This is a genomic window from Stenotrophomonas sp. C-A, from assembly GCF_054030835.1.
Map to the genome: position 1 here is coordinate 2,724,529 of NZ_CM132916.1, position 18,847 is coordinate 2,743,375.

General features: G+C 66.2%; 15 protein-coding genes. 6 read left to right on the plus strand and 9 right to left on the minus strand.

The annotated features are described in order from the left end of the window. Positions 1-14 precede the first annotated feature (14 nt). On the minus strand, positions 15-485 hold the full coding sequence (gene mntR, locus ACW5IY_RS12785; RefSeq protein ID WP_014037494.1) for a manganese-binding transcriptional regulator MntR: 471 nt from the start codon (positions 483-485) through the stop codon (positions 15-17). 117 nt (positions 486-602) lie between these two features. Here mntR and ACW5IY_RS12790 point away from each other — a divergent pair, with 117 nt between their 5' ends. Next, positions 603-1,934 carry an Nramp family divalent metal transporter gene (locus ACW5IY_RS12790; RefSeq protein WP_049437671.1) on the plus strand — a complete coding sequence of 444 codons (1,332 nt, stop codon included), beginning with the start codon at positions 603-605 and terminating at the stop codon, positions 1,932-1,934. 118 nt (positions 1,935-2,052) lie between these two features. Here the strand turns inward: ACW5IY_RS12790 and ACW5IY_RS12795 are convergent, their stop codons facing one another. The 4 genes from ACW5IY_RS12795 to ACW5IY_RS12810 form a co-directional block, all read right to left on the minus strand. Further along, positions 2,053-2,379, minus strand: a complete 327-nt coding sequence (locus ACW5IY_RS12795) for a thioredoxin family protein (protein WP_010485192.1) — start codon at positions 2,377-2,379, stop codon at positions 2,053-2,055. Next, positions 2,351-2,818, minus strand: a complete 468-nt coding sequence (locus ACW5IY_RS12800; RefSeq protein ID WP_100049913.1) for a flavodoxin — start codon at positions 2,816-2,818, stop codon at positions 2,351-2,353. The genes ACW5IY_RS12795 and ACW5IY_RS12800 overlap by 29 nt, the downstream gene beginning before the upstream one ends. Before the next feature lie 25 nt (positions 2,819-2,843). Continuing rightward, positions 2,844-3,884 carry a ribonucleotide-diphosphate reductase subunit beta gene (locus tag ACW5IY_RS12805; RefSeq protein ID WP_024957408.1) on the minus strand — a complete coding sequence of 347 codons (1,041 nt, stop codon included), beginning with the start codon at positions 3,882-3,884 and terminating at the stop codon, positions 2,844-2,846. Between the two features lie 110 nt (positions 3,885-3,994). Next, positions 3,995-6,358, minus strand: a complete 2,364-nt coding sequence (locus ACW5IY_RS12810; RefSeq protein WP_049437674.1) for a ribonucleoside-diphosphate reductase subunit alpha — start codon at positions 6,356-6,358, stop codon at positions 3,995-3,997. 431 nt (positions 6,359-6,789) lie between these two features. On the opposite strand from ACW5IY_RS12810, the gene ACW5IY_RS12815 reads away from it, so the two are divergent. Next, positions 6,790-7,767, plus strand: a complete 978-nt coding sequence (locus ACW5IY_RS12815) for a zinc-binding dehydrogenase (RefSeq protein WP_049437676.1) — start codon at positions 6,790-6,792, stop codon at positions 7,765-7,767. A 246-nt stretch (positions 7,768-8,013) separates the two neighbouring features. Continuing rightward, positions 8,014-10,695: a TonB-dependent receptor gene (locus ACW5IY_RS12820; protein ID WP_230080592.1), complete on the plus strand. Its 2,682-nt coding sequence runs from the start codon at positions 8,014-8,016 to the stop codon at positions 10,693-10,695. Between the two features lie 107 nt (positions 10,696-10,802). Here ACW5IY_RS12820 and betT read toward each other — a convergent pair whose 3' ends face one another. After that, entirely contained in the window at positions 10,803-12,782 is a 1,980-nt protein-coding gene (betT, locus tag ACW5IY_RS12825) for a choline BCCT transporter BetT (RefSeq protein WP_010485181.1), read from the minus strand. 193 nt (positions 12,783-12,975) lie between these two features. Continuing rightward, positions 12,976-13,356 carry a VOC family protein gene (locus ACW5IY_RS12830; protein ID WP_010485179.1) on the minus strand — a complete coding sequence of 127 codons (381 nt, stop codon included), beginning with the start codon at positions 13,354-13,356 and terminating at the stop codon, positions 12,976-12,978. A gap of 150 nt (positions 13,357-13,506) precedes the next feature. Between ACW5IY_RS12830 and ACW5IY_RS12835 the strand changes: the two genes are divergently transcribed. The 3 genes from ACW5IY_RS12835 (at position 13,507) to ACW5IY_RS12845 (ending at position 17,984) form a co-directional block, all read left to right on the plus strand. Then, positions 13,507-14,025, plus strand: coding sequence for a sigma-70 family RNA polymerase sigma factor (locus tag ACW5IY_RS12835; protein ID WP_049437678.1), 519 nt, complete (start codon positions 13,507-13,509; stop codon positions 14,023-14,025). Next, positions 14,022-14,966 carry a FecR family protein gene (locus ACW5IY_RS12840; RefSeq protein WP_049437683.1) on the plus strand — a complete coding sequence of 315 codons (945 nt, stop codon included), beginning with the start codon at positions 14,022-14,024 and terminating at the stop codon, positions 14,964-14,966. Before ACW5IY_RS12835 ends, ACW5IY_RS12840 begins: the two co-directional genes overlap by 4 nt. Positions 14,967-15,035: 69 nt before the next feature. Continuing rightward, positions 15,036-17,984, plus strand: coding sequence for a TonB-dependent receptor (locus ACW5IY_RS12845; RefSeq protein WP_197638478.1), 2,949 nt, complete (start codon positions 15,036-15,038; stop codon positions 17,982-17,984). Positions 17,985-18,155: 171 nt separating this feature from the next. Here the strand turns inward: ACW5IY_RS12845 and ACW5IY_RS12850 are convergent, their stop codons facing one another. Further along, a complete protein-coding gene (locus ACW5IY_RS12850) occupies positions 18,156-18,479 on the minus strand; it encodes a DMT family transporter (RefSeq protein WP_049437687.1) in 324 nt (107 codons plus the stop codon). Next, a complete protein-coding gene (locus ACW5IY_RS12855) occupies positions 18,479-18,832 on the minus strand; it encodes an SMR family transporter (RefSeq protein WP_010485170.1) in 354 nt (117 codons plus the stop codon). The genes ACW5IY_RS12850 and ACW5IY_RS12855 overlap by 1 nt, the downstream gene beginning before the upstream one ends. Between the last annotated feature and the right edge of the window lie 15 nt (positions 18,833-18,847).

The following is an 18,847-nucleotide window of genomic DNA, read 5'->3' on the forward strand; positions in this document are numbered from 1 at the left end:
GCCCGACGCTACCGTTACGGCGCCCCGCCCTCGGCCTTGCGCACGAACGCTTCAAACAAGGCCAGCGTCTGCTCGCTCACGTGGTGCTCGATGCCCTCGGCATCACGCCGTGCGGTATCCGGGTCCACGCCCAGCGCCAGCAGGAATCGCTCCACGGTCTGGTGGCGCTGGCGGCTGGCATGGGCCAGCGCCTCGCCTTCCGGGGTCAGGAACACGCCGCGGTACGGCCGCTGCACCACCCAGCCATCGCGGGCCAGGCGCCGCAGCATCTTCGCCACGGTGGGCTGGGCCACGCCCAAGCGGGTGGCGATATCGACCTGGCGGGCCTCGCCGCCGTCGGCCAGCAGGTCCGAGATCAGCTCGACATAGTCCTCCACCAGCTCCATCCGGTGCGCTTCGCGCACTTGCCGGAAGCTCTCGACCTGGCGCTCGGCCTCGATCAAGGGGGTGCTTTTCAGCGATGTCGAATCGTCGGTCTTGCCCACGCCTGCGCCTGTCCTTCCGGTCTACTCCGGGTTTGAAACTGAATTCTGGACCAGTAACGCGATAAAGACGATTGTTTCACATTGCTAATGACTATAGCAGGAGCTATATTCGGACCCATGAACACCCTGGCGCCCCGCGACCCTTCGGCCTCCACTGCGGCCAGCCTGGGCGCGCTCAACGCCTCGGTAGCGGTGCCCGACAAGGGTCACTGGTGGTTCCGTCTGTTGGCCTTCCTCGGCCCGGGCTACATGATCTCGGTCGGCTACATGGACCCGGGCAACTGGGCCACCGACCTCGCCGGCGGTTCGCGCTTCGGCTACCTGCTGCTGTCGGTCATCCTCATATCCAACCTGATGGCGGTGATCCTGCAGGCACTGTCGGCGCGGCTGGGTATCGCCACCGGCATGGACCTGGCGCAGGCCTGCCGCGCGCGGTACCCGAAGCCGGTGAACCTGGCGCTGTGGGCGCTGTGCGAGGCAGCGATCGTCGCCTGCGACCTGGCCGAGGTGATCGGCACCGCGATCGCATTGAAGCTGCTGTTCGAACTGCCGCTGCTGTGGGGTGCGGTTATCACCGCGCTGGATACACTGCTGGTACTGCTGCTGATGAACTGCGGATTCCGGGCGCTGGAAGCCTTCGTGATCGCGCTGCTGATGGTGATCTTCGGCTGCTTCATGGTGCAGATCGCGCTGGCCGCACCGCCGGTGATGGAGGTGCTGGGCGGATTCATTCCGCGCGCGCAGGTAGTGACTGATCCGCACGCGCTGTACATCGCCATCGGCATCATCGGCGCCACCGTGATGCCGCATAACCTGTACCTGCATTCTTCCATCGTGCAGACCCGCGCCTATCCGCGCACCGACGAGGGCCGTCGCAGCGCGCTGCGCTGGGCGGTGACCGACAGCACCCTCGCGCTGACCCTGGCACTGTTCATCAACGCCAGCATCCTGATCCTGGCGGCGGCGGTGTTCCATGCCAATGGCCGGTTTGATGTGGAAGACATCGAGCAGGCCCACCAGCTGCTGGCGCCCATGCTGGGCGTGGGCGCGGCGGCGACACTGTTTGCGATTGCCTTGCTGGCCTCGGGCCTGAATTCGACAGTGACCGCCACGCTGGCCGGCCAGATCGTGATGGAAGGCTTCCTGCACCTGCGCCTGCCGCCGTGGCTGCGTCGGCTGATCACGCGCGCACTGGCGATCATTCCGGTGGTGGTGGTGATCATGCTGTTCGGCGACCAGGGCGCGGTGAAGCTGCTGGTGCTGAGCCAGGTGGTGCTGTCGATGCAGCTGCCGTTCGCGATCATTCCCCTGGTGCGGATCGTGACAGACAAAGTGACGATGGGCGCGCTGGTGGCACCACGCTGGCTGGGCGCGATTGCCTGGGTGATCGCGCTGGTGATCGTGGTGTTGAACGTGAAGCTGCTGGTGGATACCTTCAGCGGAGCCTGACGCCGAACCACGGACCCTGCCCCGGTAGATCCACGCCATGCGTGGATGCCCTTGTAGAGTCGGGCCATGCTCGACTCATCGCTCACCGCGCGAACGGCAGCCGAGCATGGGCTCGGCTCTACAAATGCAACGCGATCGCGGCCTCGATCTGCTGCGGTGACTGGAACCCGGCCAGGCGCGTGCGCTCATCACCGTCACGGAACAGGGACAGCGTCGGCGTCTGACGCAGTCCCAGCTCCCTGAAGAACGCCTCACCCAGCACCTCCAGCTGCACGCGCAGCAGGGTCGTGCCCTGCCCCGCCACGCTGTTGGCCACGCGATGCAACGACACCTCCAGCATCCGGCAGCCCGGGCACTGGTCCTTGTGAAAATCCACCAGCACCCGCGGGTGCTCGGCCAGCAGCTGCTGGAACTGCTCAGGCGTGGTGGCGTCGATGATCTGCATCGGTGTTGCTCCAGTAATGGGCCAGGACCGCATCGGTCCAGGCCTCGATGGCTTCGGCATGACGCTCGCCATGCGGCATCTGTTCGATCTCCAGCGGCGGGTAGTCGCTGCGGAAATAGCGGATCAGCCGGTGCACGGCACCGCAGTAATACTCCTGCCCCCACTGCGTTTCGCCGGTGCCGAACACCGCCAGCTGCCGTGGCCGCTCGCCGCGCTCGGCGATACCGGCCACCCATGCCTTCATCTCCGACGGCGTGCGGCCGGCGTTGTCGGTCCAGCAGCCCAGCAGCACCAAGTCGGCCTCGTCTGCAGCCAGCGGCGGTACCTGGCGCAGGTCGTCGGCCTCCTGCCAGTGCACGGCATGACCTGCGGCGCGGCAGCGCTCGGCGATCTGCCGGCCGAGCTCGCGGGTATTGCCGCTCAGGGAGGCAACCACCACCAGGATGCTCAGCGCGGCGCTGGGCTCAGAGGTCGTCGAAGCCGTTGTCGACGTTGGTCTTCTTGTAACTTGCATTGCGCATCTCGAAGAAGTCGGTCTTGGTTTCGGTGAAGTTGTCGGCGTAGGCCTTGATCCACGGCATCACGTTGTCGGTCGTGTCGCTGTACAGGCGCTCGATGCCGAGCATGCCGGCCATCTTGTTGGCGCGGTATTTCACGTAGCGCACCATCTCGTCCACGTCGATGCCATCGATGCCATCCAGCACCTCCGACGACCACTGCGTCTCCAGCTCGATCGCATGTTCGAACGATTGGTGCACGTAGGCGGTCAACTCGTTGGTCTGCAGCTCCGGGTTCTCGCCGATGATGGCGCGGATCAGCTCGCTGATGAACTTGGTATGCGCCAGCTCGTCGCGGTTGATGAAGCTGATGATCTTGCCGGTGCCGTTCATGCGGTTCTGCCGCACCATGTTGTAGAAGTACGCGAACCCGGAATAGAAGTTGATGCCTTCCAGGATCGAGGACTGGATCAGCGACTTGAGCAGGGTCTCGGCGGTCTTCTCGCGCATGAAGTCGTCATACGCGCCCATGATCGGGGCATTGCGCTTGATGATGGTCGGGTGGGTGCGGGCGATCTCGAAGATGCGGTTCTGGTTCGGCAGGTCGGTGATCGAGGCCAGCACGTAGCTGTAGCTCTCGTTGTGGATCACTTCCTGCTGGCCGATGATCGCCGCATTGGCATGCGCGGCCGGGTCGGTGATGTACTCGGCCACGTTGTAGATGAAGCGCGTCTGCGGCGAATCGAGCGTGGCCAGCAGGCCGATGATCGAATCGTAGGCGTTCTTTTCACGTGCGTTGAGCTCGCCGTACTGGCGGGCATCGAGCTTCATGTCAACCTCGTCGGGAATCCAGAAGTTGGTCGACAGCTCCTTGTAGGCCCGATAGAACGACGGATACGGGATATCGTTCCAGTTGAGGATGCCGCTGGTACGGCCGTTGATGATGCCGGTGCTGCGGTTGGGATGGCGCGGTTCGAGAATCTTGATGCGGTCGAGGGGGGTTGCCATGGTCGTTTACCTTCGTATTACGTGCGTTGCGGATGTAGCGCCGCGCCCATGCTCGGCTGCTGTTCGCCTCTGAGCCGAGCGTGGGCTCGGCTCTACTGGGGGCGCAGCGATCAGCTGGAGCACCACTCGCATTCGCTGATGTCGATGTCGTTGGAGCGCACGTAGTAGGTGGTTTTCAACCCTTCCCGCCAGGCGCTAAGATGCAGCTCCAGCAGCGTGCTGGCGCGGATCGTGCTAGGCACGTACAGGTTGAAGCTGATCGACTGGTCGACATGGCGCTGGCGGCGCGCGTTCTGGCGCACGCTGGCGAACTGGTCGACCTTGTAGGCACCCTTCTCGTAGTACGGCCAGGTTTCCAGCGACAGGCCCGGCGCAGCCACCGGCCGCCGGAAGTCCTTCTTTTCCTCGTAGTAGAACGCGCTGTAGATCGGGTCGATCGACGCGGTGGAACCGGCAATCTGCGCGGTGCTCATGTTCGGCGCCACGGCCAGCAACCAGCCGTTACGCAGGCCGTGCGTGGCGACCTCGCGGGCCAGGCTGTCCCACGCGGCGCCGCTGTAGTCGCGGTCACGGAAGTAACGCCCGTTGTGCCAGTCGCTGCCCGCGAACATCGGGTAGCTGCCCTTCTCCTTCGCCAGCTGCGCGCTGGCCTGGATGGTCAGGAAGTTGATGCGCTCGTAGAGACGGTCGGCCAGATCCTCGGCATCCGGTGATTCCCACTGGATCGCCTGTTGCGCCAGCAGGTGGTGCCAACCGAACGTGCCCAGGCCGATGGCGCGGTACTTGCGGTTGGTGATGGTGGCCTGCGGCACCGGCAGCGCGTTGAGGTCAATCACGTTGTCGAGCATGCGCACCTGGATCGGGATCAGGCGCTCCAGCACGTCGGTGGCCAGCAGGTCATCCGGCGCACTGATTGCCCGGCCGAGGTTGATCGAGGACAGGTTGCAGACCACGAAGTCACCGGCGCGGCGCGTGGTGACGATCTGGTCGCCGCTGACGATCTCCTGGATCATCCGCGTCGGGCTCATGTTCTGCAGGATCTCGGTGCATAGATTGCTGGAATAGATCATGCCCGCGTGCTTGTTCGGGTTCCGGCGGTTGACCTCGTCGCGGTAGAACAGGAACGGATTGCCGGTCTCCAACTGGCTGAGCATGATCCGCTTGAACAGATCGATCGCCTTCACCGTGCGGCGGCTGATGCGCTCGTCGGCCACCAGTTCGGCATAGCGGTCGCGGAAGCTGCCCGCGCCGCGCGTCTCATCGTAGAAGTCCTGCAGGTACCAGCCCTTGGCCTGCTTCACCTCGTGCGGGTCGAACAGGTACCAGTCGGCGCGGCGCTCCACCGCTTCCATGAACAGGTCCGGCACGCACACCGAAGTGAACACATCGTGCGCGCGCAGGCGCTGGTCGCCGTTGTTGAGGCGCAGGTCCATGAACGCTTCGATGTCGCGGTGCCAGATGTCCAGGTACACCGCCACCGCGCCCTTGCGCTGGCCAAGCTGATCAACCGACACCGCGGTGTTGTTGAGCTGCTTGATCCACGGCACCACGCCACCGGAGGAATTGGCCACGCCCCTGATCGGCGCGCCGCTGCTGCGCACATAGCCCAGGTAGGCGCCGACGCCGCCACCGTGCTTGGACACGCGGGCGATATCGGTGTTGGAGTCATAGATGCCCTGCAGGCTGTCGTCCACCGTGTCGATGAAGCAGCTGGACAGCTGCCCACCCACCTTGCCGGCATTGGCCAGGGTCGGTGTGGCGACGGTCATGTACAGGTTGGACAGCGCCCAGTACGCCTCGCCGACCAGCTGCATGCGCCGCTCGCGCGGCTTTTCCTCCTGCATCAGGTACAGCGCGATGGTCAGCCAGCGCTCCTGCGGCAGTTCGTAGACCTCGCGGCTGCGGTCGCTGGCCAGATAGCGCGTGGCCAGCAGGTACAGGCCGTTGTAGGCGAACAGGCGGTCGCGCTCCGGGTCGATCATCTCGCCGGCCTGCTGCAGCTCTTCCTTCGAATAGCAGCGCAGGATGTCGTTGCTGTAGATGCCGCGGTCAGCCAGGCTCTCCTGCAGGCCCACATACGAACCGTACTTCAGGCTGACATCGTAGAAGCGGTTGCGGCTGGCACGCTTGTACAGGCGGCGCAGGTAGATGCGCGCGGCAAACTGTTCCCACTCGGGTGCAACCAGGTCCACCCGCGATTCGGCCTCACGGATCAGCAGATCGACCAGGTCGTCGGCGCTGATGCTCGGTTTGCGCTCGACCATCGCCTGCACCACGCGGCGATAGTCGCTCACGTCCAGCTGCGGGAACTCGGCATGCACGGCGTCGATGCTGCGCTGCAGGCGCTCGGCCTCGAACGGCAGGCGGCGGTTGCCGGCCTCCTTGGTGATCCAGGTCGGCACGCGCTCGCCACCGGCGCGCAAGGCGTCGCCAGCGCCGGCCAGATCGGCCACGCGGAAGGTACTGTCGGTCATGGTGGTGAAACTCCAGGCTCGCACGCGCGTTGGCGGTCGATGCCATGGCGGCCCTGAACGCGATACCGGCGCACGGGGCGAACGGGTGGATTGCCAGGGCACGGGAACGTAGGTCGTCGGCATCTGCCTGCGCCTGCGGCCGGTATCCGGGCCGTGGGGGCGACCTGCGTCCGCACGATGGCGGCCGCGTCGACACGGCAAGCCTTCAGGGGCGGGCCGCGGGACGTTTGCTGCATGTCCGGCGGCGGCGGCTGACCGGGAGTGACGGCCACAACATAGTGGGGATATCCCGAACCGTCAACACAAGATGCGGTAATCAGCACATGTCGCGACGATCAGTCGCAGGATGCCGTGTTGCAGCTGCGGCGCCTTGTCGACAGCCCCTGCGGCCCCAGTTCGGTACAACATCCACTTTCCCCGGAACACCACCCATGCGCGCTGCCCAGTACCCCTCCTTCGGCAACCCGGCCGACGTCCTTGCCATTGCCGATGCGCCGCTGCCCGAGCCCGGCCCCGGCGAGGTGCGCATCCGCACCGTGCTGGCCTCGATCCACAACCACGATCTGCTGACCGTGCGCGGCCTCTACGGCTACAAGCCGACCCTGCCGGCGATCGGTGGCAGTGAAGCGCTGGGCGTGGTCGATGCACTCGGCGATGGTGTCGACGGCCTGCAGATCGGCCAGCGCGTCGCCGCAGCCTCTGTACACGGTACCTGGGCCGAGGCCTTCATCGCGCCGGCACGCATGGTGATTCCGATGCCGGAGGCGATCCCCGACGAAATGGCCGCGCAGCTGATCGCCATGCCGCTGAGCGCGCTGATGCTGCTGGAGTTCCTGCACGTCGAGGCGGGCCAGTGGATCGTGCAGAACACCGCCAACGGCGCGGTGGGCAAGTCGCTGGCGATGCTGGCGCGGGCGCGTGGCGTGCATGTAGCCAACCTGGTGCGCAATGCGGATGCCGTCGCACAGTTGCAGGCGCTGGGTATCGATCATGTGTTCGACACCTCGGTGGACGGCTGGAAGGATCGCGTTCGTGAAGCGACCGGCGAAGCACAGGCGGCGGCCGCCGTGGATTCCATCGGCGGCGACGCCAGCGGTGACCTGGTCGACCTGCTCGGCCACAACGGCACGCTGGTGTCGTTCGGCGTGATGAGCGGCGAACCGATGCGCATCCCGGCCGGCGGCCTGATCTACAAGGAAGCGACGGTGAAGGGCTTCTGGGGCAGCAAGGTCAGCCAGGCGATGGCGGTGGAGGACAAGCGCCGGCTGGTTGGCGAACTGCTGAAGCGTGCGGCGAGCGGCGAGCTGACCCTGCCGGTGGAGCAGATCTTCGCGCTGGACGATATCGTCCGGGCAGCGAAGGCCGGTGCGGGTTCGGGCCGTAACGGCAAGGTGTTGCTGCGGCCGTGATCGTCTGACATTGCGTTCTGTAGAGCCGAGCCATGCTCGGCTGCTTTCCGGCCAGTGTGTGGAGCCGAGCGTAGGCTCGGCTCTACAGGGGCGTGCGGACCAACGGTCCGCACCCACTAAGATCGGTCCGCACCCACCAAAGATCGGTCCGCACCCACCGAAGCACAGACCGCGCCGCCGAGAGCACTTACTTTCGTTAAGAACCGGTGATGTATAACTGAATGCGCTTTCGTCATTGGAAGGTGCATGTACCTGCATGCGGTACTGACGGCTCCTCCCCCGTTCGGCGTTGTCGCTTCCATGTACCGCACCACCCTGAACCTGCTTGCTGGCGCCATTGCGCTGGGCCTCACCGCCGGCGCTGCCGGCGCCGCTGAATCCGCCGACACCGGCAAGGACAGCACCACCCTCGGCACCGTGCTGGTGACCGGTTCCAACATCAAGCGCAGCGATACCGCCGGGCCCAACCCGGTGCAGATCGTCAGCCGCGAACAGATCGAGCAGACCGGCCGCTCCACCCTCACCGACGTGCTGCGCAACCTGTCGGCCAATGCCGGCAACAGCTTCGACGAGCAGTACACCGGCAGCTTCGCCGCCGGCTCGGCCTCGATCGGCCTGCGTGGCCTGTCGCCGAAGAACACACTGGTGCTGGTCAACGGCTACCGCGTGTCCAACTTCGGCTTCGCGCTCAATACCCAGGACACCTTCGTCGACCTCAACGCGCTGCCGATCAGCGCGGTGGAACGCATCGAAGTGCTGAAGGACGGCGCCTCGGCGGTGTATGGCTCCGACGCCATCGCCGGTGTCATCAACATCATCCTGCGCAAGAACTTCCAGGGCGTGGAAGTGGGCGGCGGCTTCGGTACCGCCACCCAGGGCGGCCTGGACGAACGCAAGGCCAACCTGCTGGCCGGCTTCGGCGACCTGGAGCAGCAGGGCTGGAACGTGCTGTTCGGGCTGGACCTGCTCAAGCGTGATCGCCTCGACGCCGACCAGCGCGCCTATACCCGCAGCGGCGATTTCCGTGACAAGCCCGGCGGACGCCTGGCCGGCTGGTCCACCGCCGGTGGCAATTGGCTGTCCAACCCGCGCGCGCCGCAACCGTTCGCCAACTGCCCGGATGGCAGTCAGCTGCGTCCCTACAGCGATTTCGGCAGCACCCTGCCCGGCCAGGCCTGCGCCTTCAACGCGCAGCCGTTCAAGACCCTGCAGCCCGGCGCCGAGCGCCTGCAGGCGTCGTTGAGTGCGACCTACCGCTTCAATGACAGTGTCGAAGCGTTCGCCGACGTGCTGTACAGCCACAACAAGGCCGACCAGATCTTCAGTGCGCCGCTGACCGTTGGCCCGGGCCTGCGTGCCTACAACCCGGCTACCGGCACGCTCATCGACGTGCCGGCGGTGCTGCCGGTCGGCCATCCCAACAACCCGGGCAGTACGCCACTGCCGTTCGAGTACAGCTTCTTCGATCTCGGCCCGCGCCTGAAGGACAACACGCAGGTGTTCTACCGTGCCCTGGCGGGCGTGCGCGGCAGCGGCGAACGCTGGGACTGGGAAGTGGCGGCACTGACCTCGCAGAGTGCACAGCGCGAGTACGTCGACAACTTCGTCAATCGCTATGCGTTCGAGCAGATCCTGCGCGAGGGCAGCTACAACTTCCTCAACCCGTCCAGCACGCCGGGCGCGCTGGATGCACTGCGCCTGCAGACCAAGCGTCCGGGCTGGTACAAGCTGCACGCGTTGAACGTGAAGGCCTCCACCTCGCTGTGGGAGATGCCCGCCGGTACGGTCGGCTTCGCCTGGGGTGCGGAGTTCCGCAAGGAATCGCTGGACGCGCGCACCAGTGCGCAGGTGCTGTCGGGCACCGAACTGCGTCCGGCCATCAACGTGGTCAATGGCGAGCGCCAGGTCAGCGCCGCCTATGCCGAACTGAGCGTGCCGCTGCACCGCACGTTGGAGCTGCAGGTGGCCGGTCGCGGCGATCACTACGATGACTTCGGCAAGGCGTTCTCGCCGAAGGTGGCGCTGCGCTGGCAGCCGCTGGACAGCCTGCTGCTGCGCGGCTCGTTCTCGCGCGGCTTCCGGGCACCTTCGCTGCCGGAGATCGCGCCGGGCCAGACCGTCAGCTACGGCTCGGTGATCGATCCGCTGGATCCGCTGCAGCCCGGCGGCAGCCGTGGCGTGACCAACATCCGCACCGGCAACCCGGATCTGAAGGCGGAGCGCTCGCGCAACTTCAACGTGGGTGCAGTGTGGTCGCCGGATGCCGATACCAGCATCGGCCTGGACTGGTACCGCATCGAGCAGGACAACCTGGTCAAGCCAGACAGCGCGCAGTTCATCGTCGACAACCCGACGCTGTTCCCCGGTCGCGTGCAACGTGATGCGCAGGGACGCATCCAGTTCATCACCAACCAGTACGCCAACCAGGGCGAACTGACCACCTCGGGCCTGGACCTGGACGCCAACCGCACCTTCCGCACCGTGGGCTGGGGCACCTTCACCGTGGCCGGCAGCTGGACCCACCTGCTCAGCTTCAAGCAGCCGCTGGTGGCTGGGCAGGCACCGTATGACGGCGCCGGCAACAACCGCCACGGCGCGCTGCCGCGTACCCGCGGCACCACCTCGTTGAACTGGGCGGTGGGCGACTGGAGCAGTACGCTGAGCCTGCAGTACGTGAGTGGCTACGACCAGCGTGTGGCGACGGCAACCAGCAACCCGGGCCTGCGCGACCGCATCAAGCCGTATCACCAGCTGGACCTGTACGTAGCGTACGAAGGTATTCCCAACACCACGCTGTCGCTGTCGGTGCTGAACCTGACCGACAAGGACCCGCCGTTCGACCCCGCCGGTGGCTCCAACGGTTTCGACATCAGCCAGTACAACCTGCGCGGACAGTTCGTCTCGCTGGGCGCTCGTTACAGGTTCTGATTGCCACTGTAGAGCCGAGCCATGCTCGGCTGCTCTTCCGACACCGAGGAGCCGAGCGCGGGCTCGGCTCTACAGGGGGTGCGGACCAACGGTCCGCACCCACCGCATCACCGGCTCAGGTGCAGGAACTGCAGGTGCCGTTCGTACTGGCTGATGATGTCGTTGATGATCTGCTTGCGGCTGTAGCCCACCAGGTCGTAGTCCTGGCTGCCTTCGAACAGGTGCACCTCGGCGCGGTAGTAGCGCTGGTTGCGCAGCTGCTGTGCGGCGAACGACGGGGTCAGGTAACCGCTCAGGATCACCCGGTACAGGAAGTCCTGCTGCTCGCCATGGTTGACCGTCAACTCCATGTCGCCCGCCTCGAAGCGCGTGGCCACGTCCCAGCCCTGCCCGCGCAGCTGCTCGGCCACCGCTTCCATCGCCGGCTTCACCGTGTCATCCATGAAGCGGTAGACCTGGTCGCGCACCGGGAAATGCATGGCCTGGCTCAGGCGCTGGCGCCAGCCCTGGTGGTGGCGGTCGTCGCCGATCAGCGGCGATGGCCGGTACTGCAGCGCGCGCTTGCGGTGCGATTCGTCACTGAAGGCGCGGGTCAGCCCCCACATCATCAACAACAGGATCGCCGAGAACGGCAACGATGCCAGCACCACCGCGGATTTCAGTGCATCGATGCTGCCGGCCAGCAGCAGCCCGGCGGTCAGCACTGCGATCACCGTGCCCCAGAACACGCGCAGCCAACGTGGGCCGTCGTCCTCGGGTGCGCCGCCATGCGAGGACAGCGTGGACAACACCACCGCCCCGGAGTCGGCCGAAGTCACGAAGAAGATGAAGCTGACCAGCACGGTCACCGTGATCACCGCGCGGCTCCAGGGGTAGCCGTCCAGCAGTGCATACAGCACGGTGGGCGGGTCGTCCACCGCCAACTGTGCCAACTGCTGCTGGCCGTGGTGCAGCACCTGGTCCAGCGCGCTGTTGCCGAAGATCGACAGCCAGGCCAGGGTGAAGCCCAGCGGGATCAGCAGCACGCCGAACACGAATTCGCGAATGGTGCGGCCGCGGGAGATGCGCGCGATGAACAGCCCGACAAAGGGCGCCCAGCCGATCCACCAGGCCCAGTAGAACACCGTCCAGCCGCCCAGCCATTCCGGTCGGCCGCCGTAGGCATACACATCGAAACTCTTGCCGACCACGCTGCCGAGGTAGTCGCCCAGGTTCTGCATCAAGGTGCTGAACAGGTACTGCGTCGGCCCGGCGAACAGCATGAACAGCACCAGCGCGATCGCCAGCAGCATGTTGATGTTGGCCATCCAGCGCACGCCCTTCTCCACGCCGGAGACGGCCACGGCCACTGCCGCACCCATCATCGCCACCACCAGCATGATCTGCACCAGGTTGGAATGCGGGATGTTGAACAGGTGCGCCAACCCGGCATTGAGGTGCAGCACGCCGAAGCCCATGTCGGCACCGATGCCGAACACGGTGGCGACGATGCCCAGCGCGTCCACGGTGTAACCGATCGGGCCGTTGATGCGCTTGCCGATCAGCGGGTACAGCGCCGAGCGCAGCGCCAGCGGCAGGTTGTGGCGGTAGGCGAAGTAGGCCATCGCCATCGCCGCCAGCGCGAACACGCCCCAGCCGTGCAGTCCCCAATGCAGGAACAGCAGCTGCATGGCCTGGCGCGCGCCGGCCTCGCCCGCCGCCGGATCGCCCTGCGGCGGCTGCAGGTAGTGGGTCAGCGGCTCGGAAACGCAGAAGAAGAACAGCGTGATGCTGATGCCTGCAGCGAACAGCATGCCGGCCCAGGAGAGGTAACTGAACTCCGGTTCGTCATGGTCGGCACCGAGCTTGATGCCACCGTACTTGGACAGCGCCACGCCGACCACGAACACCAGGTACAGGGTCATGGCCAGCAGGTAGTACCAGCCGACGTTGAGTGCGGCCCAGTCCTGCGCCTTCAGCAGCAGGCGGCCTGCGCCCAGCGGGAACAGGCTGACGAACAGCGCGAACGCCACGACAACGATCGCCGCGAAGGCGAACACAGGCCGAAGGGTGCGCACCGGGGATTGTTGCGGCTCCAGTACATCCATGGGGCGGCGTTCTCCGGTAGATCAAAGGGTTAGCCGACCGATTGTGGCTGAACCGCAGTGGACAGAGCATGAAGTTGTGGCCAGCGGTCACAGGCCCGATCCACCATTCCGTGTTATCACGCGCGCGCCGGCAGACGGCTGCGAGCACAGCCGCGCGCACTGCCTGCGACGCGGACACGCGCGTACTGTCCAATTACGACATCACATGCACCGCGCACAGCTTGTTGCCATCCGGGTCGCGCAGGTAGGCCAGGAACAGCTGGCGCCCGGCCATGCTGCGGATGCCGGCCGGGTCTTCGATGGCGGTGCCGCCATGGGCCACGCCGGCGTCCTGCCAGCCACGCACGGCCTCAGCACTGTCGAGGGTGAAGCCGATGGTGCCGCCGTTGGCGTGGCATGCCGGCTGACCGTCGATCGGCGCGGTGACGATGAACATACGGCCATCCTTGAAATACACCAGACGGCCCTTGTCATCGAAGACGCCCGGACGTGCGCCCAACGCACCGAACAGTGCATCGTAGAAGCGATGCGCGGCGTCCATGTCGTTCGTTCCAACGGTGATGTGGCTGAACATGCGGGCACTCCCTGTGGAAAACCGCAGTGTCGGCGAGCACGTCGGGCATCGCAAATCCGGCGACCTCCCCCGCTGCGCCCCGCGCAACGTTTGTCGCGCGCCCCTCGATCACCCTATAATGGGAATCATTCTCATTAATGATCGATGCCGATGGCCGTGCCCGCCGCCTCCAGCACTGCGCTGGCGGGGTTCTACCGCGAACACCATGGCTGGCTGCTCGGCTGGTTGCGCCGCCGCACGCACAACGCCGACTCCGCCGCCGACCTGACCCAGGACACCTTCCTGCGCCTGCTCAGCCGTCGTGTCGATCCATCAGAACTGCGCTTGCCGCGCGCCTATCTCAGCACCATTGCGCACGCCCTGCTGGTCAACCACTGGCAGCGCGCGGACCTGGAACGCGCCTATCTGGCCGCGCTGGCCGCGCAACCGGAGCCGGCGCACCCTTCTGCCGAGGAGCGCACGCAGGCATTGCAGCTGCTGCACGCCGTCGCCGACATGCTGTCCGGCCTCGCCGAGCGGCCACGGCGCGCGTTCCTGCTGGCGCGGCTGTCCGGCCTTGGCTATGCAGAGATCGGCGCGCAGCTGGGCGTGTCCGAGCGCATGGTCAAGAAGTACATGGCGCAGGCGATGCTGCATTGCCTGCGCCTGTCCGGCGACACCACAGCGTGAGCGCGGCATTGGCCGGCCCGGCGCTGGAACAGGCTGCCGAATGGTTTGCGCTGCGCCAACAGGGCTGGAGCGACGGCGACCAGCAGCGCTGGCACGCCTGGCTGCAGGCCGATGCTGGTCACGCCGACGCCTGGCGACGGGTCGAGGCGGTCTGGCAATCGTTCGCCCCGCTGTCGGCTCCGGCAGCTGCAACCGCATTTGATGCTGCGCGCCTTCGCAGGCGGCGGGCGCTGCGCAGCATCGGTGGCGCCCTCGGCATCGGCGCGGTCTCCCTGCTCGGCCTGCATGGGATTCAGGCGCAGCGCCGCCTGCAGACGCAGCGCACCGCTGCCGGGCGTACCGGTCATTGGACGTTGGCCGATGGCAGCCAGTTGTGGCTCAACGCCGGCAGCGAAGTGACCGTCGACATCGGCAACGGCCACCGCGCCCTGCATCTGCTGCGCGGCGAACTGCTGCTGCAGACCGGCCACCACCCCGCATTCGTCGGCCTGCCCCTGACCGTGCATGTACCCGGGGCGCGCCTGCAGCCGATCGGCACCCGCTTCGCGGTCGGCCGCGAAGCGCAGGACAGCCGGTTGGACGTGTTCGAGGGTGGGGTGCGGTGCCTGCCGATGTTCGGTGCGGCGCTGGATGTTCCTGCGGGAAGTGCGCTGCAGATCGGACCGATGGGGGGACTCACAACGGTCGCTGCCGATCCTCTGCGCGGCGACTGGCAGGACGGACGCCTGCGGGTGCAGGACACGCCGTTGATCCGGGTGATCGACGAACTGGCCCGTCACCATCAGGGCTATCTGGGCTGTGATCCGGCACTGTCCGCATTGAATGTCACCGCGGTATTGCCGCGCCTGGACAGCCTGCAGGCCCTGAAACTGCTGGCGCGCGCCCTGCCGATCCGCATCGAGCAGCGTTGGCCGTGGTGGACCGTTGTGCGCCCGCGTTGAAATCGCGGTTCCCTTTCTGCGCGCTCGGCGGGCACTACAAGGGAACCCATTGCGGATGTTGCCGCCCCCATGAAACTACCCTGCCCTTCCCCTCGCCCGCTTGCCATCGCGCTGTGCCTGGCCCTGGCCACGCCGTGCCTGTTGCCGGCGGCCGCCCACGCACAGGATGCAGCCGCAGCCGTTCGCTGGCAGATCCCGGCCGGACCGCTCGACCAGGCCTTGACCACGTTCGGCCAGCAGTCCGGCCTGTCCATCGCCGCCGATGCGCGCCTGACCCGCGGCCGCCACAGCAGCGGCGTGCAGGCCTCGCTCAACACCGAGGCCGCGCTGGCGCAGCTGCTGGCCGGCACCGGCCTGACCTTCCAGCGCGATGCCAGCGGTGTGGTGCTGCAGGCCGCCCCCGGCACCGATGCCGGTGTGCGCCGGATCGGTACGCTGCGGGTCGCCGGCCAGGCCAGCGAAGGTGCATCGCCGTGGGGCCTGGCCGATGCCGATGCCGTGTACCGCGACAGCGGCTCGCGCGTGCACCTGGACCGCCAGCAACTTGAGCGGCTCCGCGGCCAGTCGATTGGCGATGTGCTGGCCGGTGCGGTCGGCGTGCATACCGCCGACGTGCGCAACGGCGGCGCACTGGACGTCAACATCCGTGGGCTGCAGGGCCAGAACCGGGTGCCGGTGATCATCGACGGCGGCCAGCAGGCCATCGACGTGTACCGCGGCTATGCCGGCGTGCAGCAGCGCAGCTACCTCGACCCGGATCTGATCAGCTCGGTCAGCATCGAAAAGGGACCGAGCCTGGCCGCCAACGCCGCCAGTGCGATCGGCGGCGTGGTCTACATGGAGACGCTGAACGTCGATGACATCCTCGACGACGGCCAGGCCTGGGGCCTGCGCGTGCGTGGTGGCGTGGCCGACAACAGCATCGACCGCACCCGTACCTTCAAGCAGATCGCGCGCGGCAGCGACAACCGCAACAGCCTGCGTGACCCGCGCGACTGGAACGGCAGCGTGGCCTTCGCCCAGCGCGGCGAGGACTGGCAGCTGGTGGCCGCTTACGCGCGTCGCCGCCAGGGCAACTACTTCGCCGGCAGCAATGGCGCGCACCGCTACGACGACCAGCATCTGTCCAGCGGCGGTACCGGCATGTCCAGCCAGGCCGTTTCCAAGCTGTACCACCCCGGCGACGAAGTACTGAACACCCACACCGACAACGAATCGGCGCTGCTGAAATTCACCTGGACGCCTAACCCCGACCAGCGGCTTGAGCTGAGCCATCGTTACTTCAACTCCAGCTTCGGCGAGATCATGCCGTCGGCGATCGGTCGCGTGGGCCAGTCCAACGAATGGGTGACCTACGTGGACAAGGCCAACACCATGTTCCAGTTCGAGCCCGGGAAGATGCGGGTCAATGCCACCTCGCTGCGCCACCGCTACCGGCCCGAAGCACATCCGTGGCTGGACCTGAGCAGCACGCTGTGGTTCACCACAGCCACCAGCCGCATGTTCAACAGCAACATCGCCAACACGCCACTGTTCAAGGACGTGCCCAACGACCAGATGCCGGACACGCTCGGCGAAACTTATGGCCCGGGCCTGCAGTCGGACGTGAAGACCCGGCGCTGGGGCGTGGACAGCAGCAACACCACCCGCTTCAGCAACAGCCTGGGTGACTGGACACTGCGCTATGGCGCTGCGTTCCAGCATGAGGACACCGCACCGAACTCGCCGGTGCTGCCGGTGGACTACAACAACAACCGTTACCTGCGCTCGGGCACGCGACGCGAAGCCAGCGTTGTGGCGTCGCTGCAATGGCAGCCGTGGGACTGGCTGTCGCTGACCGCTGGCGGTCGCTTCATCGACTACCGCACCCGTGACCGCAACCGCGTGGCCTTCGTCAGCGAATCGCGCGACCTGCGCTACACCTTCGCGCGCCTGAGCAAGGGCGGCCAGCTGCTGCCGGGCTGGTACAAGGAGTGGTACCCGGATGCACAGGGCAACTACACCTACGACTCGCTGCGCGCTACGCCCTACGGCGACAGCACGCTGGGCCAGAGCTACGACTTCGATGGCTTCATCCCCGACCCGCGCGGCGCCAACGGTTTCTATACCAAGCAGATTCCCACCGCCTGGGGCTACAAGCCGGCGATCCGCCGTTCCGGCCACGGCTTTGCGCCGTACGCAGAGGCCCGCTTCAACCTCGACCAGGACATGTTCTTCTACGTGAAGTACGCGCAGGGCTGGAAGATGCCCAGCCTGTTCGAGTCGACGCTGGGCAACAGCACCTCGGCACCGGTGGCCGGCCTGAAGCCGGAGAAGAACCGCTCCTGGGACATCGGCTTCAGCCTGCTCAAGCAGGACCTGCGGCGCGATGGCGACCGCCTGGCGTTCAAGGTGGCCTGGTTCAAGAACGATATCGACAACGCGATCACCCGCCGCTTCGATTCCAGCAACTGGGCGTTCTACGTCGACAACGTGGACAACTACACGGTGTCCGGCTACGAGCTGCAGTCCGGTTATGACGCCGGCATCGCCTACCTGGACCTGTCGGCCAGCTACTACCAGCGTGCGCGGACCTGCGATGCGGCCACCGCCAAGCGCCTGCGCGAAGACCCCTATGCGAAGTGGAGCAAGCTGGACACCACGCCGGACTGCGTGGATGGCGGCTTCGGTACCTCATTCGTCAACGCACAGAATCCACCGAAGTACTCGATCCACAGCACGCTGGGCTTCCGCCTGTTCGACAAGCGGCTGGATACCGGCATCCGCCGCACCTACAACAGCGGCCCCACCCACGAACTGGACAAGCCCTGGAATACCACCGGCTCGACCGGGTTGCAGAACATCTACCTGCCCACCGCGATCTACGACTTCTATGCGCGCTGGCAGTTCACCCAGAAGGCCGAGGTGGAACTGGTGGTCAGCAACCTGCGCAACACCTACTACATGGACACGCTGGCGATGAGCCTGATGCCCGGCCCGGGGCGCACCACGCGGTTGAACTTCACCGCACGCTTCTGAGTTCGTCAGAAACGGCAAGCGCCCCGGGGAGATCATCCCCGGGGCGCTTGCACGTGGCGGCTCACGCTCTGGCAGGTGCCAACCCGGGTTGGCACAGCAACTCAGCACGGGTAGGTGCCAACCAGCAACTCAGCACTGGTAGGTGCCAACCTTGGTTGGCACAGCAACGCGTTACTTCGCGGTGCTGAGCAGCAGCACCGCAACAGTGACCAGCGCGATGCCGATCCAGCCGATCGGGCGCAGGCGGTTGCCGAACAGCAGGCGGCCGCAAGTGGCGGTACCGATCACGCCGATTGCACCCCACATCGCATAGGCGGTGGCCAGGTCCATGTAGCGCACCGCCTGGCCCAGCAGGGCGAAGGCGATCCAGACCATGACGACCGCGCCGACGCCCCAGCGCCAGCGGCGGAAGCCCTCCGACTTGGCCACCATCATGTTGGCGGCAACGTCGATCAGCGCAGAACAGATCACGAAAAACAGAGCCAGGGTATTCATCAGTGCGCCTCCCCGAGGGTGACACAGACGATGCCGACCACCGCCAGCACGAGGCCGGCCAGCTGCTGCAGCGACAGGCTCTCGCCAAACACGGTGAGACCGACCACGGTCAGCAGGGTCAGGCCCAGACCTTCCCAGACTGCGTAGGCCACGCCCACGGCGATGCGGCGCACCGACTGAGCAAGGAAGAAGTAGGACAGCGCCAACGCGCCGGCCATGATCAGGTAGCCGGTCCAGCCACCATCGCGGGCGGCATGGGCCATGAACGAGGTGCCGACCACTTCGGCAACGATCGCCACGGTCAGGCAGGCCCAGGCGACCAGCGCGCCACGGGCGGGAACAGTACGGGACATGTGAAACTCCTTGCG

Coding starts and splice junctions, on each gene's coding strand:
- ACW5IY_RS12790 (WP_049437671.1), top strand. CDS start 603: ATGAACACCCTGGCGCCCCGCGACCCTTCGGCCTCCACTGCGGCCAGC.
- ACW5IY_RS12795 (WP_010485192.1), bottom strand. CDS start 2,379: ATGCAGATCATCGACGCCACCACGCCTGAGCAGTTCCAGCAGCTGCTG.
- ACW5IY_RS12805 (WP_024957408.1), bottom strand. CDS start 3,884: ATGGCAACCCCCCTCGACCGCATCAAGATTCTCGAACCGCGCCATCCC.
- ACW5IY_RS12810 (WP_049437674.1), bottom strand. CDS start 6,358: ATGACCGACAGTACCTTCCGCGTGGCCGATCTGGCCGGCGCTGGCGAC.
- ACW5IY_RS12815 (WP_049437676.1), top strand. CDS start 6,790: ATGCGCGCTGCCCAGTACCCCTCCTTCGGCAACCCGGCCGACGTCCTT.
- ACW5IY_RS12820 (WP_230080592.1), top strand. CDS start 8,014: ATGTACCTGCATGCGGTACTGACGGCTCCTCCCCCGTTCGGCGTTGTC.
- betT (WP_010485181.1), bottom strand. CDS start 12,782: ATGGATGTACTGGAGCCGCAACAATCCCCGGTGCGCACCCTTCGGCCT.
- ACW5IY_RS12830 (WP_010485179.1), bottom strand. CDS start 13,356: ATGTTCAGCCACATCACCGTTGGAACGAACGACATGGACGCCGCGCAT.
- ACW5IY_RS12835 (WP_049437678.1), top strand. CDS start 13,507: ATGGCCGTGCCCGCCGCCTCCAGCACTGCGCTGGCGGGGTTCTACCGC.
- ACW5IY_RS12845 (WP_197638478.1), top strand. CDS start 15,036: ATGAAACTACCCTGCCCTTCCCCTCGCCCGCTTGCCATCGCGCTGTGC.
- ACW5IY_RS12850 (WP_049437687.1), bottom strand. CDS start 18,479: ATGAATACCCTGGCTCTGTTTTTCGTGATCTGTTCTGCGCTGATCGAC.
- ACW5IY_RS12855 (WP_010485170.1), bottom strand. CDS start 18,832: ATGTCCCGTACTGTTCCCGCCCGTGGCGCGCTGGTCGCCTGGGCCTGC.